Source organism: Salininema proteolyticum (assembly GCF_042685645.1).
Lineage (GTDB): Bacteria > Actinomycetota > Actinomycetes > Mycobacteriales > Micromonosporaceae > Salininema > Salininema proteolyticum.
This window is the reverse complement of sequence record NZ_JBHUNX010000001.1, coordinates 4,174,923-4,198,010: the sequence shown is the minus strand read 5'-3', so window position 1 is coordinate 4,198,010 and position 23,088 is coordinate 4,174,923. Positions and strand designations below refer to the sequence as shown.

At 66.8% G+C, this 23,088-nt stretch carries 21 protein-coding genes and 2 tRNA genes; 8 read left to right on the top strand and 15 right to left on the bottom strand.

Features of this window, described 5'->3' with window-relative positions; genetic code table 11:
• Nucleotides 1–15 precede the first annotated feature (15 nt).
• Together ACFTE1_RS19330 and ACFTE1_RS19325 are read right to left on the bottom strand one after the other, a co-directional pair.
• Nucleotides 16–106 (bottom strand) — tRNA-Ser (locus ACFTE1_RS19330).
• A gap of 74 nt (nucleotides 107–180) precedes the next feature.
• Entirely contained in the window at nucleotides 181–948 is a 768-nt protein-coding gene (locus tag ACFTE1_RS19325) for a CPBP family intramembrane glutamic endopeptidase (RefSeq protein WP_380619617.1), read from the bottom strand.
• Between the two features lie 398 nt (nucleotides 949–1,346).
• On the opposite strand from ACFTE1_RS19325, the gene ACFTE1_RS19320 reads away from it, so the two are divergent.
• From ACFTE1_RS19320 to ACFTE1_RS19300, 5 genes are all read left to right on the top strand, one after another.
• Nucleotides 1,347–2,204, top strand: coding sequence for a hypothetical protein (locus tag ACFTE1_RS19320; protein ID WP_380619615.1), 858 nt, complete (start codon nucleotides 1,347–1,349; stop codon nucleotides 2,202–2,204).
• A 232-nt stretch (nucleotides 2,205–2,436) separates the two neighbouring features.
• Nucleotides 2,437–2,527 (top strand) — tRNA-Ser (locus ACFTE1_RS19315).
• A gap of 562 nt (nucleotides 2,528–3,089) precedes the next feature.
• A complete protein-coding gene (locus tag ACFTE1_RS19310) occupies nucleotides 3,090–3,371 on the top strand; it encodes a type II toxin-antitoxin system Phd/YefM family antitoxin (RefSeq protein ID WP_380619613.1) in 282 nt (93 codons plus the stop codon).
• The gene (locus ACFTE1_RS19305) at nucleotides 3,371–3,658 is read left to right on the top strand and encodes a type II toxin-antitoxin system RelE family toxin (RefSeq protein ID WP_380619611.1); all 288 of its coding nucleotides are present in this window, start codon (nucleotides 3,371–3,373) and stop codon (nucleotides 3,656–3,658) included. The genes ACFTE1_RS19310 and ACFTE1_RS19305 overlap by 1 nt, the downstream gene beginning before the upstream one ends.
• A gap of 757 nt (nucleotides 3,659–4,415) precedes the next feature.
• A complete protein-coding gene (locus ACFTE1_RS19300; RefSeq protein WP_380619609.1) occupies nucleotides 4,416–5,174 on the top strand; it encodes a peptidoglycan-binding domain-containing protein in 759 nt (252 codons plus the stop codon).
• 92 nt (nucleotides 5,175–5,266) lie between these two features.
• On the opposite strand, the gene ACFTE1_RS19295 is transcribed toward ACFTE1_RS19300, so the two are convergent.
• The 3 genes from ACFTE1_RS19295 to ACFTE1_RS19285 all read right to left on the bottom strand — a co-directional run bounded on the left by ACFTE1_RS19295 (nucleotide 5,267) and on the right by ACFTE1_RS19285 (nucleotide 8,035).
• A complete protein-coding gene (locus ACFTE1_RS19295) occupies nucleotides 5,267–6,307 on the bottom strand; it encodes an LCP family protein (protein ID WP_380619607.1) in 1,041 nt (346 codons plus the stop codon).
• A gap of 282 nt (nucleotides 6,308–6,589) precedes the next feature.
• Nucleotides 6,590–7,480 (bottom strand): hypothetical protein, encoded by an 891-nt coding sequence (locus ACFTE1_RS19290; protein WP_380619605.1) that lies wholly within the window; start codon nucleotides 7,478–7,480, stop codon nucleotides 6,590–6,592.
• 162 nt (nucleotides 7,481–7,642) lie between these two features.
• Nucleotides 7,643–8,035, bottom strand: a complete 393-nt coding sequence (locus ACFTE1_RS19285) for a hypothetical protein (RefSeq protein WP_380619603.1) — start codon at nucleotides 8,033–8,035, stop codon at nucleotides 7,643–7,645.
• A 193-nt stretch (nucleotides 8,036–8,228) separates the two neighbouring features.
• Between ACFTE1_RS19285 and ACFTE1_RS19280 the strand changes: the two genes are divergently transcribed.
• On the top strand, nucleotides 8,229–8,996 hold the full coding sequence (locus ACFTE1_RS19280) for a DUF4097 family beta strand repeat-containing protein (protein WP_380619601.1): 768 nt from the start codon (nucleotides 8,229–8,231) through the stop codon (nucleotides 8,994–8,996).
• 140 nt (nucleotides 8,997–9,136) lie between these two features.
• Here the strand turns inward: ACFTE1_RS19280 and ACFTE1_RS19275 are convergent, their stop codons facing one another.
• Complete coding sequence (locus ACFTE1_RS19275; RefSeq protein WP_380619599.1) at nucleotides 9,137–10,414, bottom strand: serine hydroxymethyltransferase; 1,278 nt, start codon at nucleotides 10,412–10,414, stop codon at nucleotides 9,137–9,139.
• Between the two features lie 711 nt (nucleotides 10,415–11,125).
• On the opposite strand from ACFTE1_RS19275, the gene ACFTE1_RS19270 reads away from it, so the two are divergent.
• Nucleotides 11,126–13,000, top strand: coding sequence for a hypothetical protein (locus ACFTE1_RS19270; protein WP_380762821.1), 1,875 nt, complete (start codon nucleotides 11,126–11,128; stop codon nucleotides 12,998–13,000).
• Nucleotides 13,001–13,283: 283 nt separating this feature from the next.
• On the opposite strand, the gene ACFTE1_RS19265 is transcribed toward ACFTE1_RS19270, so the two are convergent.
• The 9 genes from ACFTE1_RS19265 to ACFTE1_RS19225 all read right to left on the bottom strand — a co-directional run bounded on the left by ACFTE1_RS19265 (nucleotide 13,284) and on the right by ACFTE1_RS19225 (nucleotide 21,469).
• Nucleotides 13,284–13,634, bottom strand: coding sequence for an Rv3654c family TadE-like protein (locus tag ACFTE1_RS19265; RefSeq protein WP_380619595.1), 351 nt, complete (start codon nucleotides 13,632–13,634; stop codon nucleotides 13,284–13,286).
• A gap of 185 nt (nucleotides 13,635–13,819) precedes the next feature.
• Complete coding sequence (locus ACFTE1_RS19260; protein ID WP_380619593.1) at nucleotides 13,820–14,155, bottom strand: TadE family type IV pilus minor pilin; 336 nt, start codon at nucleotides 14,153–14,155, stop codon at nucleotides 13,820–13,822.
• A gap of 584 nt (nucleotides 14,156–14,739) precedes the next feature.
• Nucleotides 14,740–14,961, bottom strand: coding sequence for a DUF4244 domain-containing protein (locus ACFTE1_RS19255; RefSeq protein WP_380619591.1), 222 nt, complete (start codon nucleotides 14,959–14,961; stop codon nucleotides 14,740–14,742).
• A gap of 268 nt (nucleotides 14,962–15,229) precedes the next feature.
• Complete coding sequence (locus ACFTE1_RS19250; RefSeq protein WP_380619589.1) at nucleotides 15,230–15,883, bottom strand: type II secretion system F family protein; 654 nt, start codon at nucleotides 15,881–15,883, stop codon at nucleotides 15,230–15,232.
• 58 nt (nucleotides 15,884–15,941) lie between these two features.
• Nucleotides 15,942–16,565, bottom strand: coding sequence for a type II secretion system F family protein (locus ACFTE1_RS19245; protein WP_380619587.1), 624 nt, complete (start codon nucleotides 16,563–16,565; stop codon nucleotides 15,942–15,944).
• Between the two features lie 62 nt (nucleotides 16,566–16,627).
• Entirely contained in the window at nucleotides 16,628–17,767 is a 1,140-nt protein-coding gene (locus ACFTE1_RS19240; protein WP_380619585.1) for a TadA family conjugal transfer-associated ATPase, read from the bottom strand.
• A 16-nt stretch (nucleotides 17,768–17,783) separates the two neighbouring features.
• The gene (gene ssd, locus ACFTE1_RS19235) at nucleotides 17,784–18,791 is read right to left on the bottom strand and encodes a septum site-determining protein Ssd (protein ID WP_380619583.1); all 1,008 of its coding nucleotides are present in this window, start codon (nucleotides 18,789–18,791) and stop codon (nucleotides 17,784–17,786) included.
• 847 nt (nucleotides 18,792–19,638) lie between these two features.
• Nucleotides 19,639–20,397: a hypothetical protein gene (locus tag ACFTE1_RS19230; RefSeq protein ID WP_380619581.1), complete on the bottom strand. Its 759-nt coding sequence runs from the start codon at nucleotides 20,395–20,397 to the stop codon at nucleotides 19,639–19,641.
• Between the two features lie 172 nt (nucleotides 20,398–20,569).
• On the bottom strand, nucleotides 20,570–21,469 hold the full coding sequence (locus ACFTE1_RS19225; RefSeq protein WP_380619579.1) for an aldose epimerase family protein: 900 nt from the start codon (nucleotides 21,467–21,469) through the stop codon (nucleotides 20,570–20,572).
• Nucleotides 21,470–21,939: 470 nt separating this feature from the next.
• On the opposite strand from ACFTE1_RS19225, the gene ACFTE1_RS19220 reads away from it, so the two are divergent.
• Nucleotides 21,940–23,031 (top strand): citrate synthase 2, encoded by a 1,092-nt coding sequence (locus ACFTE1_RS19220; protein ID WP_380619577.1) that lies wholly within the window; start codon nucleotides 21,940–21,942, stop codon nucleotides 23,029–23,031.
• The last annotated feature ends 57 nt before the right edge of the window (nucleotides 23,032–23,088 follow it).

Genomic DNA, 23,088 nt, shown 5'->3' with positions numbered 1-23,088 from the left:
GTCACGGGTTAAAAGTGGCGGAGGATGAGGGATTCGAACCCTCGACAGGGGATCACCCTGAACCCGCTTAGCAGGCGGGCGCACTAGGCCACTATGCGAATCCTCCAGGACATGCCGAAGCATATCTCGGTCCAGGATACCTGCCGTCGCCGACGGGTGTGAAACGGGGTTGGCGGGGAACTAGAGCCAGCTCACCCGGTCCGCCAGGAGCTCGTACCCCGCGAAGGCCGCGATGTCGAGGGCGAAGTGGGCGGCGACGAGGGGGCCTGTTCGCTTGAAACGCAGGTAGAAAAGGGCGAAGACGACGCCCATGACGGCATTGCCGATGAAGCCCCCGAGCCCCTGGTACAGGTGGTAGCCGCCTCTGAGGAGGGCGTGGGAGAGGATGATCACCGTCGGGGACCAGCCGATCTGCCGGAGCCGTTCGACCAGGTAGCCGACGCCGACGACCTCCTCGACCAGGGCGGCCTTGAGCGCCATCAGAATGAGGACCGGGACGGCCCACCACACCTCGTTCAGGGTGGAGGCGCTGATCGAGGCGTTGAACCCCAGCTCCCGCGCCGCGAGGTAGAGGCCCAGGCCCGGAACTCCGATGGCCGCGGCCAGCCCCAGGCCCGCCAGGACGTCTCTCCCCGGTCGGCTCCGGTCGAGCCCTATCAGTCGGAAGGGGTTGCCGCGGTCAAGGTTCAGCAGGTGCAGGGCCAGCACTGCGGGAGCCAGCCCCAGCGCGAACGACGCCAGCTGCCGGGCGAGGTCCAGCCAGGGGCGCTGCTCCTCGGCGCGGGCCGCGTTCATGGCCACGGAGCTGTCGGCCAGCCCGCCGGGTTCGGTGAGGATCCCGGCGAAGGAGATGACCGACCAGATCGCCGAGGCGCCCAGGGACAGGGCGAGGACGATGGCGACTTCCTGCTTGACGGTCCGGGAGGGCAGGCGGGTCTCGACACTCATAGGGGCCAAGATAGCCCCTTCCTCTCGCCGGATTTCTCCCGCCTCGTCGTCGGCGCTGCGCGGATATCGATCGCACAGGGTGTGCGATGGCGGGAGGGACCGGCTCGGGACGATGGACACGGTACAGGCGAGGCGTCGTGATCTCCATCAATATCGGCGACGCCGCCCGATCGCGTCGCCTCCCTCTGCCGTCCTCGACCGCCTCTGCGAGATCCGCGGTTTCCGCGGCCCCGACCTCGGAAATGAATTAACCTATTGTTCCATCTGGGCCCGGTGTCCAGTTCCCGGCGCTCTTCCGCTCCGGAATTTCGGCCCGCCCAAGCTGTCGGCTAGTTGACAGATCGGCCGGATAATCAGGTAAGGTTAGGCGTACCTTATCTCTCCGAGGGGAGGCTCGCTTGAAACCCGCTTCGTCGGCCACGGTCACCCGGCCCATCGGCGACCGCTTCCCCGTGCCCGTCATCTGTCCCGCCGGCGGAGAGACCATCGCACCCCTTCAGGCCGCCGCACGGCACGTGTCCGAACTCCACGGCGACCGCCTCCTCCGCGGCATCGAATACTGGCTGCGCCCCGACCGCGAGCCCGCCGGAATCGACTGGGCCGGCGCCGAGGACCTGCTGGCCGACGAGGCCCTCCTCGATCTGCTCCTCTCCTCGCTCGACCGCACCCGCGGCGGCGCCCCGCACGTCTCGGCCTCTCTGGCCTGGAAGACCTACAGCTACTGGGTGATCGCGCCCGTCGTCTTCGGATACCTCACCGCCCGCCGCGTCCCCGCCATGGGGCTGGCCGACTTCTCCTACTCCGTCGACGCCGACCGGGACCCGCTCTTCCTGGCACGGCAGAAGACCGACCGCTTCCTCGTCCTCGGCCACGATCCCGCCCGGGCCAACCCCGGCACGACCGTCGTCGCCGACGAGGCCGAAATGCTCCGCACCATACGCGCCACCGTCTACGAGGGACACCTTTCGCTGGTCATGGATCGCATCACCGAGCGCGTCCGCCTCAGCCGCCGCCTCATGCGCGGCTCCATCGCCTCGGCCATCGCCTACACGGCCGCCGCCTTCGCGGACCTCGGCGTCGAGCCGCCCGAAGTCGCGGCCAAGACGCTGCTCGAGCTCTTCGACGTTCCCGACCTTGTCGAGATCCGCACCGACGAGCTGGGCCGGCTCCAGTACGAGCGGAAGACCTGCTGCCTGGCCCTCAACGCCGAGCGGCCCGCCGTCTGCGGCACCTGCCCCGTCTCCGGCCGCTGCTGAGCCCGCAAGTCGCGAAGCGGCCGGACCTGCCGTCCACGTCCCGCCCCGATCGGTCAGGCCTTTCACTTCTCGCCCGACCAAGGCGGGCCTTTCGCTTCCCGCTTCGGCCACCGGCCGCGCGAGCGATGGGAAGACCGCCGAGCGGATCCCGCGAGCCTACTTCCCGTCCCCCGCACAGCCGCCCGGCCGCTGACCTTTGATACTCTTCTAGGCGGCCCGAAAAGGCGCCCCTGGAGGAGTCGCATAGCGGACTAGTGCAGCGGTCTTGAAAACCGCCGTAGGGTGATTCCCTACCGTGGGTTCGAATCCCACCTCCTCCGCCATAGCAGCGAAAATATGCCCGTTACCAGCGATAACATGGTGGCGGGTTTTTTCGTGCCTTCCGTCAGAGGTCCAGCTAGGGACGGTTCAGAACCGCTCGGGCCAGCTCCTCACTTACGCGGAACCGGACTCCGCGTAAGTCGCAAGTGGATATCATGACTCAATGTGATATTAAGGCATCTCTCTGTAGTACTCACCTTCTGCTACTTTTCAAAACTTCTTCAAAACGTCCCGGATATCCCGGACGTTGGAGGTCAGGACCTATAAATCTGTCTCTTCGATCCTGGCCACATCCCGGACGCCTCCATTTCTTCAGGTGGGGCCTTGAAACCCAGCCAACTGAAACCCGCTCCTGTTTCAGCTCGTGCCTCACATCGTTCTTGCAAGCTGCCTCGGCGTTAGGTGGTGTCGGCGAGGCCGCGGCATGGAAAGGAACAAGCAGCCATGTCCGGGCTTCCTCTAACCACCCAACATGCCATATTGCCAAAATGTACAAGAAGGCGTATGATTCAAAATTGTAGAGGAGTGTGCATTGTGATTAGCCGTTCAGAACAAGGAAATGAGGTGGATGAGGTCTCGATGAGCAACGCGCGTGACCAGCTCTCCGAGCTGGCGACGCGGGTGAGCGTGGTCGGAGATCGTCTCTACCTAACCAAGAAGGGTCGGCGCATCGCCGCGCTAGTGCCCGTGGAGGACGCCGAAGCCATGGAACAGGCCGAGGATGCCTACCTGGCGCGACGGGCCGACGAGGCCCGCGCAGAGCAGGGAGACGAGCCCTATACGCCGCTGAGCGTGCTCATGGAGCACTATTCCGCCGACTTGAAAACCGATGAGGAGGCGGCCTAGTGGCCGATGACAACAACGAGGTTGGACAGTGGCGAGTCGAGGTCTCCAAGCGCGTCGAAAAGCAAATCGGCTCGCTGGACAAATCAGAACGGCGCCGGGTGCTGCTGGCATTGGACAGGCTGTCGCGCGAGCCGCGGCCGGATGGCGTGCGGAAGCTCGCCGGGCGGGACAATGAATGGCGGATCCGGGTCGGCCGGTGCCGCATCATCTATGAGATCCACGACGGCCGCCTGGTCGTTATCGTGCTGGACATCCTCAGCCGCGACAAGGCCTACAAACGCCGCTGACCAACTTCAGTAAAAAGCCCGCTCCGGCGGGCTTTTTTCATGCCCATGCACTCGTATGGGCGGCCCGTGCACCTGCCCTTCTCCTTTCCACGCGAACCCCCGGGAAATATGTATTGCCTGGCCGCGGAGCACGTCAAAAACCTACCCATTGAACTGGCGTTATACCGAGTGTGGCGGTATGGATCCCGGTCTGGACACCTGTATAGAGGCCATCGAGAGGGCTCTACAGGCGGGTCCACTACGCGGCGAGTCGCTCGGCGTGATGCCGCAAGAAGTCGGCGAAGACCTACCCGGGGCTGTGGCACGAACGGGCTGGGATCGGCGATTCGGATCGCGGAGGTCCTCGAGTGCGTCTTCGGAGACGGCGATACGGAAGTCGCGCATGCCGTCAGGGTAGTCGGGTATCGAGGGGCCTCGTTGTGTGGGGAGTCCCTTCTGAGGGGGGGCTTTTCGGCCCGGCCCTTGTAACTCGAACGGGTTGTCCACGGTCATGAACAAGACTCGGTCTTCGCTGTTCGCGAATGCCCGGTGGTGCGATAACGCCCTTGAATAGCGGTCATCCCCGACCCGCCGGAATACGACACACGGACACATCCCTGGAAATACGAGCATTTATCGGGCATACTGGCTCCTCCACCGGTGGTCCGATAATCTCTCCTCTCCTCAATCGGCCGTTGACATCCCTGGCGCGCCTCACGACGCGCGGCCCCGCCCGCCGGTCCCCGTATGACCGACCCCGAGAGACAGGAGAACACTCATGTCGTGGCGCCTCGCCAACAGCCTCGTCCGCCTCCGCGACGAGATCGACGCACTCGCCCCCGGCCGATCGAAGCGATCCGACGGGACCATCGGAGACCCCGCCCACCAGGGCACCGACAGCGACCACAATCCCAACGCGCAGAACGTCGTCTGCGCCCTGGACATCACCCACGACCCCGGTGCGGGCGTCGACATCGACGCGCTCACCGACCACCTCGTCCACCCGGACAAGCGCCACTCCAACCTGAAGTACGTGATCGCCAACCGGCTCATCGCCGGGATCCACACCGGCTGGGAGTGGTGGACCTACCGGGGCTCGAACCCGCACACGGCCCACATGCACATCTCGGTCGGCCGCGGGCCCGACGGCAGCTCCGGGCAGCCCTACGACGACGCGAACTCCTGGAAGATCGCCGATCCGGGCGGCGGAGACCCCGGCGACGGAGAGTACGGATTCCCGCTGCCCGCGGGCTTCTACTTCGGCTGGGCCCACTGGGGCGATGAGAGCATTTCCGGCTGGTACGGCGAGCGCTATGGCGGCAGGCTCGCCTCCGACTGGCTGAAACTGTGGGCCCGTCGGCTCATCGAGCGCGGCTGGGACATCGGGAAGGGGAAGAAGTACCTCACCCGCTACGGCAACGACGGCAAGTACGGCGACGAGTGGGACGTCCTGGTCCGCGCCTTCCAGCGGGACCGGGCGCTCAAGGTCGACGGGCTCATCGGCCCCGTGACGTGGGCCGCTGCCTTTAAGGACTGAGGAGGACGGGGAGGGGCCCGGTTCTCGCGCGGGAACCGGGCCCCTCCCCGTGGAGTCTCGTCGGCGGCCGTCCTCGGCGGGCGCGCCGGTGGTTACTCGTTGACCCAGTCGGGGTTCTGGGCGATCCAGTCGTCCAGCGTGTCGTTCTGGATGGCCTCCCACAGTTCGTCGGCGGCCTGCTTCTGCCCGTTCATCTCGTTCATGACGACGAAGGACTGGCTCCCGATGTCCTGTGCCTCGGAGGGGACCTTCAGCTGCTTCATGTCCTTCGGGTCGAGGCCGCGCAGGGCCACGATGAAGTCGGTCAGTTTCACTTCGCCCAGGTCGACGGTGAGGTTGGAGCCGATGCCGTCGAGCATCTCGACGGCCTTGACCGGGTCCTTGTGGTACCCCTTGTCCTTGGCCCCCTGCAGGAGGTTCATGATGGCCTGCTGCTGCATCTTCTGTCGCCCGAAGTCGCCCCAGGTGCCGTTCGCGTAGTCCTCGTCGCTGTCCCAGCCGTAGCGCTGGCGGACCAGGTCGAGCGCGTCTTCCTTGTCGTACATGTCGCAGCCGGCCGGGTAGGTCTTCTTGTCGCCGTGGATCGAGGTGATGTCGTGCCAGGGGCACAGCTCGACCTCGCCGATCAGGTCGATGAGGTCCATGAAGCCGTCGAAGTTCGCGTGGACCGCGCCGTGGAACTTCACCCCGGTCAGGTTGGTGATCGTCTGCAGGATGTTGGCCTGGGACTTGTCCCAGTCCTGGAACCGCGAGGCGGAGGAGTTGAGCTTGCCCTGGCAGGGGAATCCGGAGCCGCAGTCGGCGACTTCAACGTAGAGGTCGCGGGGTAGCGAGACGAGGTAGGTCTTGTCGAGGTCCTCGCTGATGTGGGCGATCATGACGGTGTCGGCGCGGGAGAACCCGTCGTCCTCCTTGTCCACGCCGAGGACGAGGAAGTTCAGCGGCCCCTTGATGTCGTCGGGGTTGAAGTCGGCGCGGTTCTCGCCCAAGAGGTCGGACGTCGCCACCGAGTCGTTGACCCGGTTGATCGTCAGCTGGGTGACGGTGGCGGCGCTTGCCGCCACGACCATCACGAAGGCGCCGATCCACACGAAGCTGTGGATCCACCAGGGCGCGCGACGCTTATGGGACATAGTGTCTTCTCCCTTGGTTCGACTGGGGCACCTTGCCGTGGACGGTCACGGGGACCTGGAGGAAACACGGCCTGGTCGGGCCCGAGGTTGCACCAACCTACCAGTCTCAGGGGCCCGGGAGAGGGGCGGCGGCGCGCGGTAACGGGCGGTTCCGGGTAAAACGGGCGCCCCGATGCCCGTGATCCTGTGACGGATTCCTTCCCCCGGGTGCCGTAGGACATCCATCACCGACGGAATCACTCTGTGTCGGAGAGTTGATTACTGTCGGTGTCTAATCGGGATTCAGTCCGCTCCGGGTGCCCGCCAGGCGGGAACGAGGGTCGCCTCGTGTCGGCGGCTGCCGGTCAGCAGCCAGAAGGACAGGTATATCAGCTGATAGCGCAGGTGGGTGAACTCGAGGGAGACTCGCAGTCCGGTCGTCTCGGTGCGGGCGCTCTCCACGGACAGCTCGTTGTGGAGGACGCGGTTGACGCGGTCCTTCACTCCGACGAACGCGTCGCCCGGCTTGATGTCCGGCAGTACGCAGTCGTTCCAGTCGTCGCGCTCTAGCGCCGACAGCGACGGGTAGGCGCGGGAGGCCATCGCGGAAAGGTCGAGTCGCGGGAAAGCGCTGGTCGCCGGGTACATGTTCTGCAGGGGCCGGCGGTCGCACCCGGTCTCGGTGGACTTGTCCACGTGGCGGCGGGGGCGTGCGAGCAGGGACTTCTTCGTCCAGCGGGTGTGGGAGCGGTCGGCGGTGTAGGAGAAGCGGTACTCCCCGGTCCACAGCCAGTAGGGGAGGTAGGTGGGGCGCAGTTCCTCCGGGCCCCCGCTGAGCCAGCGGCGGGGGCGGGGAATGGATTCGTAGGCGCTACCGGAGTCCACAGTAAAGGGAGTGCACCGGGCCGACGTGACGACCGACCGGGACTCGAGGCCCGCGGGAGTGTCCGCGCCGCACAGCGGGCAGGAGCCGGCGCCGGTGAAGTAGTCGTACGCGCAGGCGGGGCAGTGGTAGGACGGGAACTCCTCCGACGGCTCGTCGCAGTCGGCCAGCAGCCATTCGGGGTCGGGCGATGGTTGGCGGCCCAGGCCGGGCGAGCGGATGGTCCCGCAATGGCTGCACTCGTCGATGCAGGGCTGCGGGGGAACCCGGTTCACGGTGCCGCAGAAGGAGCAGCTGTACGTCCCTGTCACAGCTAATACCCTAGTCCCGGGTCCCCCTTTCGGGGGCGGGTTTCGGGCATCCGGGGGAGTGATCGTCGTCCGTTTCGGCGAGCCGTGCGAGAACCCGGACCCCTGTGCGGCAGGGTGATCGAGGGCACTGCGCTCCGGCGGACGCGGAACCGCGGAGCGGTGTCACCCGCCGTCGAGACGGACCTCCAGCGTCTCGGGGTTCCATCCGTTCTCCGAGTCGCGGGCCTGGACTTCGACGACCTCCACGTCCATCGGGGCATCGACGCCCTCAATGGACCTGGTGAAAGGCTGTTCGTCCTCGTGCGGCTCGGGAAACTCGGCGATCGCCATCTCCCCGCCGTCCGGGCCCACGACGCGAACGGCGTCGGCCCAGCGCTCCTCGGAGTCGTAGGCCGAGTCGACGGTGATGTGAACCGTGAAGGCTCCGTCTTCTCGGACGGCGACCGCGTCGACGACGGTGGGGTAGTCCGGTTCGGGCTCCGGCTCGGGCGGATCGTCGGTGCAGGCGGTGAGGAAGACCGGGAGGAGAGCGAGCGGGAGGAGGTTCATTCGCATTCATTCAGCCTAGAGCTCGGCGGCCAGAAGCAGAACCCCTGGGCGGCAGGGTATCGCGTAGGGGAACGGCCACTGTCCGAAGTGAGGCGCCGCGGAACGTCGAACGGTGGACGAGCCTCGGGCCCAGGGCCGTTCGCCCGGGCGCACCAGGCGGGATCCCGCTACTATGGTGCGAGGAAAGCGAGGTTCGACCATGCCGACGAGCACATCCCTCCGAAACACGGTCCTGGCGGGCGCCGTTCTGGCCGCCGGGATGCTCAGCGCCTGCGGCCCCAACGGCGCCAAGGAGACGTCCAGCGAGAGTCACGTCTACGACGAGGCGATCACGAGCATCGAGCTCGAGTCCAGCGGCGGGAACATCGAGGTGAAGGCGGGCGACGTCGACAAGGTCGAGGTCGAACGCGAGTTCCGGTGGAACGACGAGAAACCCGCCTCCGCAGAGACCGTCGACGACGGGACCCTCCGCGTCTCCACCCAGGGTTGCGGCGGACTGAACTCCAACTCCTGCTCCATCTCGTATGAGTTCACCGTCCCCCACGACGTCGACGTCGACCTGGACACCGAGGCCGGGAACATCGACCTGACCGGGCTCCAGGGCAAGGTCCTGGCGCACACCGACGCGGGCAACGTGGTCGGAACCGGCTTGGCCGCCAAAGAGGCCGAGGTCGGCACCGACGCCGGCAACGTCGACATCCGCGTGGCAGGGGAGGCCGACAAGATCGAGGCGAGCACCGACGCCGGCAATGTGACGGTCAACCTCGCCGTGCCGGCCAAAGAGGTCGAGGCGAACTCCGACGCCGGGAACGTGGCGGTCGTGGTGCCCGACGACGGGACCGAGTACAAGGTCGACGCGGGCACGTCGGCGGGGAAGATGTCGATCGAGGTTCCCGAGAACGACGAGTCCGAGCGCACCATCGAGGCGAAGACCGACGCGGGGAACGTGCGCGTCGACTTCCGGTAGGAGGACCGCGCTCCACGGGGCCCGGGCCGTCGGTCGACCCCTACCCCAGCGCCCTTCCCACACGAAACGTACGCACCGAGGGGCCCGCCGACTATCGGTCGGCGGGCCCCTCGGCTGTCAAACCAGGACTGGGCGTGGTCTTAGGACGTCGGCCAGCCCGGGATCGGGTACTTGGCGACGAAGTCCTTGATCTCGCCGGCGATGACCGGGTACTCGTCGGCCTTGTCGGACTTGCAGGCCTCGACCGTGCGGTTGATCCAGTCGGCAACGAGCTCCATGTCCTTCTCCACCATGCCGCGCGTGGTCACCGCTGCCGTGCCGATGCGCAGGCCGGACGGGTCGAACGGCTTGCGCTGGTCGAACGGGACGGTGTTGAAGTTCAGCTCGATGCCGGCCTGGTCGAGCGCCTTGGCGGCGGGCTTGCCGCCGATGCCCTTGTTGGTCAGGTCGATCAGGATCAGGTGGTTGTCGGTGCCTCCGCTGACCAGGTCGTAACCGCGGGTCTTCAGCGCCTGGGCGAGGGCCTTCGCGTTCTTGACGATCTGGTGGGCGTAGTCGCCGAACGACTCGTGGGCCGCCTCGCGTAGCGCGACGGCGATGGCGGCCGTCGTGTGGTTGTGCGGTCCGCCCTGGAGTCCGGGGAAGACGGCCTTGTCGATGGCCTTGGCATGGTCGTCGTCGCACATGATCATCGCGCCGCGAGGACCGCGCAGGGTCTTGTGGGTCGTGGTGGTGACGACTTCGGCGTGGCCGAACGGCGACGGGTGCGCGCCGCCGGCGACCAGGCCGGCGATGTGGGCGATGTCGGCGATCAGGACGGAGCCGGTCTCGCGGGCGATCTCGGCGAAGGCCGGGAAGTCGACGGTGCGGGGGATGGCCGTGCCGCCGCAGAAGATGATCTTCGGACGGTGCTCCTTGGCGAGCTCGGCGACCTCGTTCATGTCGATGCGGCCGGTCTCCTTCTCGACGCCGTAGTGCACGGCGTTGAACCACTTGCCGGTGGCGGAGACCTTCCAGCCGTGGGTCAGGTGGCCGCCCATGGGAAGGCCCATGCCCATGATGGTGTCGCCCGGGTTGGCGAGGGCCATGTAGACGGCGAGGTTGGCCGGGGAGCCGGAGTACGGCTGGACGTTGGCGTGGTCGGCGCCGAACAAGTCCTTGGCGCGGGCGATGGCCAGTTCCTCGATCTCATCGATGTACTGCTGGCCCTCGTAGTAGCGCTTGCCGGCGTAGCCCTCCGAGTACTTGTTGGTGAGGATCGAGCCGGTGGCCTCGAGAACGGACTGGGAGACGTAGTTCTCGGACGCGATGAGCCGGATCTTCTCGGACTGGCGTCGGCCCTCGTCGTCGATGAGGCGTTCGATTTCGGGATCGGCGGACGCGAGGCTCGCGGTCAAACGTTCATAAGCGTCAGTCATGTGCAAAAGTACCCTTCGGGACCGATTCCCCCTGAACAGCGGCGACTGAGCAGAGCGCGGAATCATTTTCACTGCTGGCGACCGGGCAGGTGACCATTGTTCCACCCGCAGGATAGCCGGTGCGGGGCTCTGCTCGGAACCCTGGACGCGAGCCGCGGTGAATTCGTCACTGTGTCTCGCATGCTGAGCAGGACTCGTATGGATTCGTCGCGTTCCCTGCCCGAGGGGACTGAAAGAGCCGTCGCGTTGCACGGTTCAATACCGTCTCACCTCTCGGCGCAAGACGGCTGGTCGAACAGCCGCCTACCGGCTCGCGTCAGTATCTGTATGACTGCCTCCCCGCGACGACTCCGGCAGTCGGATCGAATACGTTCGGATCGATCGGTCATATCGATCCAATATGGTCATGATCAGGCTTTGCCATCCCTGCCCGCGCTTCAACCGATCCGACCTGTACTCCCCGAAAACCATGACTGGCACAGACCGGCACGTGCATCTCCGGGTATGAGGGGAGTCGGTCGATGTCCAGACTCGTTTCTTTGGGCGTGACAGCCATTCCGCTCGTCGTGTCATCCCTTCTGCGCCGCCCCTTTTCCGGGTGCGCGGCCTCTACTCGCGGCGTCTGTTGCCGAGACGTTCGTTTCCTCCGCCGTTCTTCCCCTGAGGCCGTGTCGCCCCTCCCGATGTCCCCTTCTCTGGTGATGCCAACCAATGTCATCATCACTCCCCGATACCGAAGCGACACCCAGATGTCGACATCGGTCTATCGATATTTCGGACAGTTGGTGGCGATTGTGCTGCTCACCAAGGGATCGGATGTTTCCAATAACGGGCATGGGTGAATACAGAGAGTATCCCGGTATGGTCCTGATCATGTACACAGACTCGTCGGCATACAAACGAGTGGGAATCGGATTCGGTATCGCAGCCGCCGCGGCGCTGGCCCAAATGGGCCTCGCCTGGGGCTTCGGCCTCCTGTCCTGGTCGGACATGGATTCCGGTGCGCTCCAGTATCGCCACAGTGCGAACACCGCGTGGGTCACGTGGTTCGCTGCGGTATCCGTCGTCGTCGGAGGTATGGCCTCGGGCATGATGGGCTCGAAAGGGGAGAAGGAGTTCCCCGTTCTAGCCCGCCTGTCCGTGGTCGTCGCTTCCGCCGTCGGTGGGTTCATCACCGGACCTCTCGTCTCCCTTGCCGCTCGCCAAGGTACTGAACAGGGAGACTTCCCTATCAGCCCCATCATCTCCTCCGCCCTGGGCGCTCTCGTGGGACTCGCTCTCACGCTCATCGCACTGGGCTCCCTCGCCGTGGCCGTGAACGTCGGAGCCTCGGTGACGCTCGTCTGGGTCTTCGCCGTCCTCGACTCCTTCACCGACATCGGCCGACCCGCCGGACCCGGCAGCATACCGGCCGTGTGGGGGCAGTGGGGGCAGGACATTCCACAGCTAGAGATCCGAGGACTGACGTTCGCTCTGCCCTTCATCGCGGGTTCGTTCCTGATCGGCGCGGTCGTTGCCGGATTCTCTCGCAGCAGGCCCATATCGTCCTCCGGTTACCGGATCGCAGCGGCCAGCGGCATCGCCGGCCCCCTGGTCATCACCGTCGCCCACTTCGCCGGTGGACCGGCGGGGACGGACGCGGAGGCCATGGCGTTGCTCAATGTCGGACCGACCGCTTGCATCGCGGGCATCCTCGGTTCGCTGTTGATCTCCGCCCTGCCCCGCTCCGGCGGACAGATCGACGACCATATCGAACAGAGCACCCCCAGTGCCAATGGCAATGATGGTCGACCGAACGGTGCAGGTGAAGGCCGAGCCGAAGACGCGGACGAAACCCAACAGCTCAAAGCCCGACCGGCACACCTCGCCGGATCAGGTTTCGACGATGGCTACCGTGGCCAAGACGGCGACCAATACGGGTGGGGAGCCCACGAAGACGCGGCTGTCGCTCACATGGGCGCCGAACCCCCCATGAACCAGGACAACTCTGGCGATGACATGGCCTACGGTCGTCCGGTGGACGGTCCCTCCGCTGCAACGGGGCAGGGTGGCATCCCGGCCCAACGCGGCCCGGCCAAGCCCGACGACGGTCGTCGCGCTTCCGGCCGCAAAACTCGCAAGAAGTCGAAGAATGCGGGCGCGGACACGGCTACCAGTCCGTCGGAGGACGGTACGTTCAACGCTATGAGCGGCGCATCCGACGGAGCGGGTGCCGCCGCCCCGACCTCCAACGACGGAGAGCCTGCTTCCAAAGCAAAGCCGAAGCGCAAGTCCACGTCGCGAAAGGCTACGACGAAGCGAGGAAAACGCCAGGGCTCGAAAACGGCGGACTCTTCGGTAGAGGACGGAACTACCGGTCAGGACGAAAGCGACACGGTAGAGATGCCCGCTGACGAGACCGTCGGCTGGGTTCAAGACCTGAGGCCGGTCGGCAACCAGACCAGTTCCCCGTTTGCGGCGGATGGATCCGCGCAGGAGCATCCAGCGCCGGGGGCGGGCGAGCCCGCTGAGGGACCAGGATCCGAGGCCACGAAGGAGAAGCCTGCCAAGAAGCGCGGACTGCTCCGGAAGAAGAAAAAGGACTGATCGGACTGGCCTCCTTTCCGAGATTGGCCGACTGACAATGGTTGGCCTGTAGCGGATATGGCTGGATAATCTCGCTGGTGCGCTGGTGCGCTGGTGCGCTGGTGCGCTGGTGCGCTGGTGCGCTGGTGCGCTGGTGCGCTGGTGCGCTGGTGCGCTGGTGCGCTGGTGCGCTGGTGCGCTGGTGCGCTGCCTATACCTCTGGGTTGGGTGCGTGAGCGTACGCGGATTTTGAACGCGTCACCTTGGTGGCCTGGGCCGGGAACATCGCCGGCTCTAAGTCGGATCAATATCCGAAGGCTGGTCCTGCGCGGGAGTCCGCTTCCGCGGTCAGGACGCCGGCGTTCAAGACCGGGTCCGAATAAGATACTCGGAGCCGAACGGTGGCCTCCTCGACCGAGCAGGACTCCAACGTCGCGTCATTCTGCGAGGCCACGGAGCTAGCGGAGCCGCAGGCGTCGTCCTGCCCCAACAGAACCCGCATGGCGCCGGCCAATGCTGCGGCATCCGCCGCGACCTGGGCTTGATGCCGGAGCGATCGCGCCTGAGCGACGGATATGAGCGCGAGCGCGACGACCATGGTCGCTGATATGACGCCGATGGATAGGACAGTGCCGCTGCCTTGTTCACTGCGCATGCGGAATGGTGTCAGACTGCCTCGAATGGTGTTGCTCAGCGATGCCCTGAAAGCTCGCCACCGGCGAAGAAACAGTCCTGGGCCTGTGAAATCCCTGTTCGCGAGTAGATGAGGTATACGCAGCAGCAGGAATACCAGCATTTGATGTGGTTGCAGGTTGCGTTCGTCTGCAAGCTGCCTGGGACTCATTGGATCAGGCTCCCGTCTTGAAGATCCTGGCGAACGGACGTGGCCTCTGCGACGGTGTCGATGGACGGTGTCAGGGGGCCGAACGGGCGGACGGTAGCCCGCACCCGCACATGAACGAAGCGGTCGGACTTCTGAACGGAGACGGAGGCGCCAGGCGGACGTTGGGATTCGGTCGCGGCCTGGGGATCGTCACCGCGTGCCGCGGCCAGGGCGGCGACGTGCGCTGTATCGATGGCCTGGATCTTCGTGCCGATGGCTCCTTGGGCCCACATGGCCAGGCCGATGGTGAGGACGACCGCAAGCAGGGATACGGCCAATTCACCGGTGACCATGCCCGATTCGGTGGTGAATCGGGAAAGAAATCGTTTCAGGCGGTGCCTTTGAGAGTGGAGGGATGGCCGGGGCCCTATGAAGGCGGTGGCTCCTCGTTTGTCGGCATTCGGGGAGGCGGGTTCAGGTTCGTGCGTTGGTCGGTCGGAAGGAGCTGTCGTGGCCATTCTTTCCTCCGTGAGTCCTCGGAAGGCGGGCGTTGATTTGTTCGGTGATTCGAGCGGGACGATGCGACGGCAGGCGCGCCTTGTGCGTGAAGATCGATGTTTCCACAGGATGAGGGCTTACAGATCTCATGCGAGGGCACGTTGGCCGAGCTCGGAATCGAACTTCATTTCGCCGCCTTCGGTCGTTCGCTGATCAGGTCGCGGCGTGGGTGAGTTTCTTCGAGTGGTCGGTAGTCGCGGCTTCGCGTATTGGGCGTCCTTTGGGAGTCGGCAAAGTCCCGCAGAGTCGGGAATGCGGTTCTATGAGCCTGTTGGGAGGCAGCGGGGACCGCGGGTGCTGTCGTGAATAGGGTCGCCGCAGTCCCCGCTGCGGACAGTGAGGGGCGTTCAAGGGCCCCGGATGCAAGGTCTGACCGGATTCATGCGGAGAGGGCCCTCTGGATGAGAGACGACAACGCGCCTTGGACTCCTCCGGACGTCAAGACGTTGAGGAGGATGCCGGCGAAGGCGACGGCGGCAAGGGTTCCCACGGCGTACTCGGCCGTCGACATTCCCTCTTCGCCTCGGAGCCGTCTGGCGAATCGTGCGAGCAGTGGATGCGATCGTCGTTTGGGTCGGGGGTTCGGTTTAGGCGTGGCCATGTGCGGATTCGGACGCGGTGGTTCCTTATCGAGGATGGACATGTGAGTACCTTTCTGATAATTGCCGTGGACGTGTGGACGTGTGGACGTGTGGACGTGTGGACGTGTGGACGTGTGGACGTGTGGACGTGTGGACGTGTGGACGTGTGGACGTGTGGACGTGTGGACGTGTGGACGTGTGGACGTGTGGACGTGTGGACGTGTGGACGTGTGGACGTGTGGACGTGTGGACGTGTGGACGTGTGGACGCAAAGGGGGCCTGTTGCGGTCAGAAGTGCAACTGGCGGAGCAGGCCCATGACCGTCGGGCTTATTCCGGTGAGCGCGAAGGCGGGCAGGAAACAGAGGAAAGTCGGTGCGAGGAGGGAGATTCCGGCGCGGGCCGAACGGCGGTCGACCTCGTACCGGTGGTCTTCGAGGATGCTGTCGGCGATCTCGGCGACGGAGTCGGCCAACGCCGACCCGGTGGACTGCGATCGCTCGATGCCGGCGGCCAACCGCGATACCGCGGGCAGGCCGTGTAGCAGTGCCGCGGCATGGGACGGGCTGCTGCCGAGGCCGAGCGCCGAACCGAACCGCTGCAGTCGGAGGCCGATGTCGTCACTCCGCTTCTCACTGACGTATATGAAGGCCTCATTGACTGGTGCTCCAGTGCGGAGGGCGGCGGCGACCAGGGACAGAGCCCAGGCCCATTCCGAGGGATCCGCCTTCGGCCTCGTGGTTCGGTGGAGGAATCGATGAGAAGTCCAGCCCAGGAGACCTGCCAGGAACAGGCCGAGAAGGTCGGGGCTGAGAGCCAGGCACGTCAGGGCGATGCCTATGGGTATCAGACGCCGCATCGGTGTGGACCGGGGCGGCTCCGATTCCGGACGGGAGTGGTCGGCCGAATCGGACGTGTGGACGATGGGCCCGGTGATCGTCATGTCGCTCCTCAAAAAGTCGGTGTAATGCAGGTGGACGGTCGGCTTCGGAGACCGGTGGTCAATGCGGCCTCTCGATCGATCGGACGATGGAGTGGACCCACACCAGCCCGACGGCCTGAAGGAGGAGGCTCAACCCGAGGCAGACGTTCCCGACGGCGGTGGCGAGCAGGTAGTCGACCGGATCGGTTCCCAGGCCGTAGGCCATGCCGATCCCCAGGAAGGGCAGTGCGATCAGCAGCCCGGCCGTGGCGAGCAGCGGCGAGGCTCCGGCCTGGATGCCGGCCCGGATCCTCTTGTCGGAGCGGAAATGGTCGGCCAGGCGGCCGCAGAGATCGGCGGCCGGGATGCCCAGACGACGCGACAGGTTCCATACGTCGTCGAGGCGGCCGATGGGCAGCATCGACGGCCAGGTGCGCACGGTCCTGGAGAAGGAGTTCTTGGGCTCGGCCCCGGCGCGCAGCTCGGCGGCCAGCGTGGCGACGGAGGCGGCGGCCGCGGTGTGCTGGTGGTGGAACTCCCGCTGACGCTGGAGATAGGTGAAGGCGATGAAACCTCCGAGGCTGTAGACGGAGGCCGCGGTGAAGGCGGCGACGGCACCGTGAAGCCCGAAGAACGGGTAGGCCGTCACGCTGAGGAACAGCGCGAGGGCCGCGATCACGAGATACCCCTTGACGTTGGGCATGGGTTGGGACCTCCCGGTCGATTTCTGGTCGTACGGTGTGCGGACGGTGGACGCGAGCCGGTTCAGGCGTCGCGCTCCCTGAGCATTCTCTGGAGCTGGGTCCAGGCGGGGCGTCTTCGGCCGAAGGCGTAGGCGTCGGTGACCTCGAGTTCGCTCTCACGCCTCTGGATCAGGGAGATCTGCTCGACCCGGCGGCCGGAGCCGTGCCGACCGAGGTGGACGATCACGCGGAGCGCGGAGGCGATTTGAGCGTGGAGTCCTGGGCGGGGCACGCCCCCGGGGAGGGCGAGCGCCTCCAACCGCGCCGGCACGTCGGCGGCGGTGTTGCAGTGCAGAGTCCCCGCACCGCCCTCGTGGCCGGTATTGAGGGCCGAGAGCAGCTCGGTCACCTCGACACCGCGGCATTCGCCGACGATGATCCTGTCCGGCCGCATGCGCAGGGCCTGGCGCACGAGGGCGGCGAGGTCGACGCGGCCCCGGCCTTCCACATTGGTGAGTCGCGACTGGAGAGACAGCACATGGGGGTGCGTCGGTGCGAGTTCCCGGCTGTCCTCGACGACGATGATCCTCTCCCGCGGCGGGACGAGACTGAGCATCGAGTTCATCAACGTGGTCTTGCCGGTGCCGGTTCCGCCCGTGATCAGGAAGGCGAGCCGGGCGCTGACGATCCGCCGGAGGAGCTGGTGGGCGTCGGGGTCGATGGTGTCGTTCTCCACCAGTTCGTCCAGTCGGAAGGCCCTCTGGCGGTGGGTGCGCAGGGAGACGTAGGGGCCGTTGGAGGCCAGGGGCGGCAGGATCGCGTGCAGACGCGTGCCGTCTTCGAGCCGGACGTCGACGTAAGGGCACGCCGAATCGAGTCGGCGGCCGGCGGCCGCGGCGAGCCGGACGGCCAGTTCGCGCAGCTCGTCGGAGGAGCCGAAGACCGTCGACGTCTGCTCGAGCCCGTTGCCCCGGTCGACCCAGACGCGGCGCGGGCCGTTGACGACGACGTCGGTGACGTCGGGATCGTCGAGAAAGGCCTGGAGCCTCCCCGCACCGGTCAGGTCCGGGGCGACGGACTCGGCGAGGTCGCGAAGCCCCGCGTGGTCCGGCGGTGCCTGGTTGTCGTCGGCGAGGGCGCGGATGATGTCCTTCGGTTTCGGCCGGGACACGGCGTCGGTGGCGAGCCGGTGCCTGAGCCTGCCGAGAAGTGTCGTCTCCATGGGAATTCCTTTCGTGTCAGGCGGGGACCGCGGTGGACAGCCTCTTCTGGAACGCGGTGAGCGCGCGTCGGGAGCCGCGGGTGAGCTTGCGGCGGACGAGCTGTGCGTCGACGCGCCGTATGCGGGGGACCGTTCCCCAGACGGGGTGGGGTCCGTCGGGCTTGTCGCTGCCCTTGCGCACCACGATCCCGACGCGGTCCTGGACGGGGATGCCGTCCAGCGTGGAACGGGCGGTGGGAGCGGTGGTCCGGCTCTGGCCGGCGCACAGGAGGACCGTGTCGGCGCGGTCCCGGGCGGCGAGCGCGGCCTCGTCCGGGGCGTGGGAGATGTTGAGGTAGACGGCGTCGCAGGAGAGCCTGGCGGCGTTGATGACCGAGTCGAGGAGCCGGGGCGGAGGGGCGGACGACTGGGGGCCGTGGGACAGCACGTGGAGACCGCCGCGGCCGGGCAGCCCCTGGAGGAGCCGTTCGGGGTTCATCTCCCCGGCCGCGTCCAGGAGCGCGTTCCATCGCCATCCGGGGCTGTCGGCCAGCCCGAGCCGGTGGTCGATGCCGCCGGACGGGGTGTCGCAGTCGATGAGCAGGACGGGGCCGCGCTCGCTGCGGGCGAGGGCGAGGAGGCCGGCGAGGGTGGTGGCCCCGGCGTGGCTGTGGGTGCCCTGGACGGCGGTGACGCGTGCGTCGTCGGATCGGCGCTGGGTCCTGTCGAGCAGTTTGACGAGCGCTCTCGTCCCCTCGGGGTAGGCGACGACCTGTTCGGCGCCGAGGGCCAGGTACTGGTTCCACTGCGAGCGGGGGTCGTTCTCGCGGTGGAGGACGATCACGTTGGGGTGGGGCGGGAGCCCGAGGGAGAGGCAGGAGCGGACGCGGGGAGCGTCGACGAAGACGATCCCGGCGGCCGCCCATAGGGGGCGCGGGTCGTCGGCGCCGGTCAGGTGGGTGAGCGGGCACCCGCTGCTCTCGGCCAGGGGCGCCAGTTCGTGTGCGATGCGGTGGTTGTCGCTCAGGAGCAGGCTTGTGGTCATGGTGGTCCCTTCCCAATCGCGGAATCCGGATTGGGTTTCAGTCTCTGTGTGCGGTGGGAAAAGGTCCAGAAAAAGTTTTCGAGCCTGTGGATAAGTGGCGGATCCTGTGGATAACTTTTCGCGATAAGGCCTTCTACGTGCCCTTACATTGGCGCGGGAATGGACTGTGGAATTGGAACCGGGGATTCATGAATGGGAGCGGCGCTGGACGCAACACGCCGAGCCGCCGTGTCGCTAACGCAATTCCGGCTCACTCTGGTCGAAGATGGACCCGAGGGCGCTGCGGGTCGGGGAACCGACCGGTCCGGGGCGTTCGTCCTGGGCACGTCCGCCCGGTCGCGGCGGATCCCGGCCCGCTCGCAGGACGCGCCGTAGCGATCCCCCTTTTTTGAAGGCTTTCGGAGCCCGCCGGACCCGCCGGAGATCGGGCGGAGGCGGGGCAGGCCCGCAGCAGGCCGCCCGGTCGGCGGTCCGACGGAAAACGACAACTGTGATGGAATTCGATGTCCAAGTTTTTTAATGACGCCAGTCCGGAGTTCGCCGTCTCGATGCGCGGATACGACCGCCACCAAGTCGACGATTTCACCACCAAGCTCTACCGCTCCCTCTCGGAGAACGAGTCGCGCTACCGGGACCTGTCCACGGAGGCGCAGCAGGCCGACGAGCAACTGAGAGCGGCCGAAGAGCGCATCAGGGCCCTGGAGCGCCAGGTCAACGAGAAGGCGACGCAGATCGCCGAGCAGGAGCAGCCGACGCTGGCCGGCCTGGGTTCGCGGGTGGAGAAGATCCTCCGCGTGGCCGAGCACGAGACCGGCACCTGGCGCACCAAGGCCAAGTCCGAGGCCGATCAGATCCTCGCCGCGGCGAGGGAGGAGGCCGCCGGTCTGAAGAAGCAGGCGGAGAAGGACACGCACGAGACCCGCGCGTCCAACGAGCGCGACGTCAAGGAGATGCGCGAGCGGGCCGTGGTCGAGACGACGGAGCTGCGCGACAACGCGCGGCGCAACCACGACCTCGCGATCGACGACGCCAAGAGGGAGTGCCAGACCAACCACGGCCACGCCCGCTCGGAGGCGGAGAAGATGCGCAACGCGGCGGAGCGCGAGGTCGCCGTCCTGAAGGCCACCGCGGAGCGCGAGGTGACGGAGGTCCGAGCGCAGGCGTCGCGGGAGGCCGACGAGCACCGCGCCGCGGCGCAGCGGCTGCTGACCGAGGCCACCGAGGTCCGCAAGGCCCGCACGCAGGAACTCACCCTGCAGGAGGCCGACCGCAGGGAGCGGGCGCAGAGGGAAGAGGCCGACAGGCACCAGCAGGCGGTCGCCATGGCGCAGCGCATCGTGTCCGAGGCCGAGGAGCGCCTGGCGATCGCGGAGGAGAACGCCCGGTCTGCGGAGAACCGCGGTCTGGAGCGCCGCGATGAGGCCGAGCAGCAGGCCAGGGACGCCGAGATGCGCGCCCAGGAGACGGTGCGGACGACCCTGGCCGAGGCCAAGAAGGAGGCCGAGCGTTTGCGGCGCGACGCCACCGAGCGCGCGGAGGAGCGCGTGGGACCGCTCCAGGAGGAGGTCGCGACCCTGAAGCGCCAGCAGGAGAGCGCCGAGTCCAACCTGGGCGACCTGCGCCGCCAGCTGGGCCTGGCCTCGCAGGTCGAAGAGGAGAACCCGCTCCTGACCCTGGACAGCTCGACCTACTCGTCGCTGCCGTTCAACCCGGTGGTCGACACTGACGTGGACGCGACGCAGCAGCTGCCCATCATCGCGGCGCAGCGCACCGGGTCGTTAGTCGAAGCCGACGGGCTTGACGCCCCAGACGCCGAACCAGGCCTGGGACGGCCCCAGTTCGATGAGTCCCCGCCCGTCGTTGAAGGCGTTGGGCGGGCAGGTCATCGGCTCCACGGCGATGGATCCGCGCCGGCGCTCGCCGGAGCGGGTGTCGGAGGTGAAGAGGACGAACCAGTCGAAGGAGTCGTCCGCCCAGACCTCGACGCTCTTGCCGCCGTTGCCGACGCGCACAGTGGAGGTGCCGGAGGAGTCGCGCTCCAGCCCGGTGTAGGCGTTGTCCAGGACCAGGCCGGCCAGGTCGGTGCGGCCCTTGACCTCGCTGTCCTTGAATCCGCTGGGGATGAGGTCGCGGTCGAGCACGCACTGCTCCGACGCGTCCATCTCGACCCATCCGGAGTCGATGAGCTCGGCGTCGGGGACCTTGACATAGGGGTGGACGCCGAAGCCGAACGGCACGGTCTCGGAGCCGATGTTGGAGACGGTGTGCGCCGCCCGCAGGCCCATGGGGCCGACCGACCAGCGGGTGCGGAGGGTCAGCGGCCACGGGTAGCCCGGTCGCGCCGGCATGCCGTACTCCACGGTGACCGCGGAGGAGGTGACCTCGGTGGCCTCCCATTCGCACCATTGGACGAGCCCGTGGAGGGCCGCGTTGTGGGAGGGGTCGTTGATCGGGAGGAAGTGCTCGCCGCCGCCGAAGCCGTAGCGTCCGCCGGCGATGCGGCCGGGCCAGGGGGCGAGGAGGTGCCCGGCTGCTTCGGGGGCGATCTCTTCGTCGCTGTATCCGTCGATGACGTCCGTGCCGTTGATCTGGTAGTTGCGGAGTCCACCGCCCACCGAGGCGATCGAGGCCTCGTGGCCGCCGTAGCTGATGATCCAGGTGCGTCCTGAGAGCGCCATGGATTTCCTCCTGGAAGTCATAGGGATGCGAGCGTAGGACCGTTGCACTGAGGTTATCTCACCCCGCGGGTGCCGACTAGACCGGTAGCCTGGACGGGTAAGGCGGACTCCGAGCGCACGGGGGGTGCGGGCGGGGCGCGGCGCGGATTTCCGCGGGGCGGCGGGGCCGCCGGGAGGCGACACACCGGTGCGTGAGTGCGATATCACAATGGTTTGTCGAAACCCACAAACATCTTTAGAGGGACCTACCAGAGAAATCGGACATAACAGGCAAAACTACGCGTGAATGCGACACGAAACAGGCTCAAATTCAATAACGAAACGGTAAACACGGCCATATACGAGCAGACGGTCCCTTTTGCGAAGGGCGGAAGTTGCGGCACCATTTGCAGAACGACCTAAGCAATGACGAGACGCCCGGACGCCCCCGGTCGACCCAGTCAACACGGCACAACCTCAGGAGTACAACGATGTCTGAGTTCAAGCCCGGACTTGAAGGTGTAGTCGCCTTCGAAACCGAAATCGCCGAGCCTGACAAGGAAGGCAACGAGCTCCGCTATCGCGGTGTGAACATCGAGGACCTCGTCGCTCGGAGTACCTACGGAGACGTCTGGGGCCTGCTCGTCGACGGTCACTTCAACAACGGCCTTCCCCCGGCCGAAGCCGTCCCGGTGCCCGTCGCCTCCGGCGACACCCGGACCGACGCCCAGGCCGCCGTGGCCATGCTCGCTCCCCACTGGGGCCTCCAGCCGCTGCACGAGATCGACGACGAGACCGCCCGCGACGACCTCGCCCGCGTCTCGGCCACCACCCTCTCCTTCATCGCCCAGTCGGCTCGCGGCCAGGGACTCCCCGCCGTCCCGCAGAGCGAGATCGACAAGGCCACGACCATCACCGAGCGCTTCATGCGCCGCTGGCGCGGCGAGCCGGACCCCCGGCACGTCAAGGCCATCGACACGTACTTCATGTCCGCCGCCGAGCACGGCATGAACGCCTCCACCTTCACCGCCCGCGTCGTCGCCTCCACTGGCGCCGACGCCGCCGCCTCGATCTCCGGCGCCATCGGCTCGCTGTCCGGCCCGCTCCACGGCGGCGCCCTGGTCGGCATCCTGCGCCAGCTCAAGGACGTCGAGGCCCACGGCGACGCCCGCGGCTACGTCAAGCAGCTGATGGACGACAAGAAGCGCCTCATGGGCTTCGGACACCGCATCTACCGCGCCGAGGACCCCCGCGCCCGCGTGCTGCGCGCGATGGCCAAGGAGTTCGACGCGCCCCGCTTCGAGGTCGCCCAGGCCCTGGAGGACGCCGCGATCGCCGAGCTCAAGGAGCGCAAGCCGGACCGCGTCCTGACCACCAACGTGGACTTCTGGTCCGCCGTGGTCCTGGACTTCGCCGAGGTCCCCGAGCAGCAGCTCGTGCCGATGTTCATCGGCGCCCGCGTGGCCGGCTGGTCGGCCCACATCCTGGAGCAGAAAAAACTCGGGCGCATCGTCCGCCCCAGCGCCAAGTACGTCGGCCCCGGCTCCCGCAAGCCGGAGGACGTGCCGGGCTGGAAGGCCTAGGGCGCGCAACGACCTGAGTGTCAGTCACACGACGGGACCGGTTCGATGGACCGGTCC

What these genes read in the sequence shown, in the direction of transcription:
- ACFTE1_RS19325 (WP_380619617.1), bottom strand. Translation starts at nt 948, where the DNA reads ATGAGTGTCGAGACCCGCCTGCCCTCCCGGACCGTCAAGCAGGAAGTC.
- ACFTE1_RS19300 (WP_380619609.1), top strand. Translation starts at nt 4,416, where the DNA reads ATGTCGTGGCGCCTCGCCAACAGCCTCGTCCGCCTCCGCGACGAGATC.
- ACFTE1_RS19295 (WP_380619607.1), bottom strand. Translation starts at nt 6,307, where the DNA reads ATGTCCCATAAGCGTCGCGCGCCCTGGTGGATCCACAGCTTCGTGTGG.
- ACFTE1_RS19285 (WP_380619603.1), bottom strand. Translation starts at nt 8,035, where the DNA reads ATGCGAATGAACCTCCTCCCGCTCGCTCTCCTCCCGGTCTTCCTCACC.
- ACFTE1_RS19280 (WP_380619601.1), top strand. Translation starts at nt 8,229, where the DNA reads ATGCCGACGAGCACATCCCTCCGAAACACGGTCCTGGCGGGCGCCGTT.
- ACFTE1_RS19275 (WP_380619599.1), bottom strand. Translation starts at nt 10,414, where the DNA reads ATGACTGACGCTTATGAACGTTTGACCGCGAGCCTCGCGTCCGCCGAT.
- ACFTE1_RS19270 (WP_380762821.1), top strand. Translation starts at nt 11,126, where the DNA reads ATGTCATCATCACTCCCCGATACCGAAGCGACACCCAGATGTCGACAT.
- ACFTE1_RS19265 (WP_380619595.1), bottom strand. Translation starts at nt 13,634, where the DNA reads ATGCGCAGTGAACAAGGCAGCGGCACTGTCCTATCCATCGGCGTCATA.
- ACFTE1_RS19260 (WP_380619593.1), bottom strand. Translation starts at nt 14,155, where the DNA reads ATGGTCACCGGTGAATTGGCCGTATCCCTGCTTGCGGTCGTCCTCACC.
- ACFTE1_RS19255 (WP_380619591.1), bottom strand. Translation starts at nt 14,961, where the DNA reads ATGGCCACGCCTAAACCGAACCCCCGACCCAAACGACGATCGCATCCA.
- ACFTE1_RS19250 (WP_380619589.1), bottom strand. Translation starts at nt 15,883, where the DNA reads ATGACGATCACCGGGCCCATCGTCCACACGTCCGATTCGGCCGACCAC.
- ACFTE1_RS19245 (WP_380619587.1), bottom strand. Translation starts at nt 16,565, where the DNA reads ATGCCCAACGTCAAGGGGTATCTCGTGATCGCGGCCCTCGCGCTGTTC.
- ACFTE1_RS19240 (WP_380619585.1), bottom strand. Translation starts at nt 17,767, where the DNA reads ATGGAGACGACACTTCTCGGCAGGCTCAGGCACCGGCTCGCCACCGAC.
- ssd (WP_380619583.1), bottom strand. Translation starts at nt 18,791, where the DNA reads ATGACCACAAGCCTGCTCCTGAGCGACAACCACCGCATCGCACACGAA.
- ACFTE1_RS19225 (WP_380619579.1), bottom strand. Translation starts at nt 21,469, where the DNA reads ATGGCGCTCTCAGGACGCACCTGGATCATCAGCTACGGCGGCCACGAG.
- ACFTE1_RS19220 (WP_380619577.1), top strand. Translation starts at nt 21,940, where the DNA reads ATGTCTGAGTTCAAGCCCGGACTTGAAGGTGTAGTCGCCTTCGAAACC.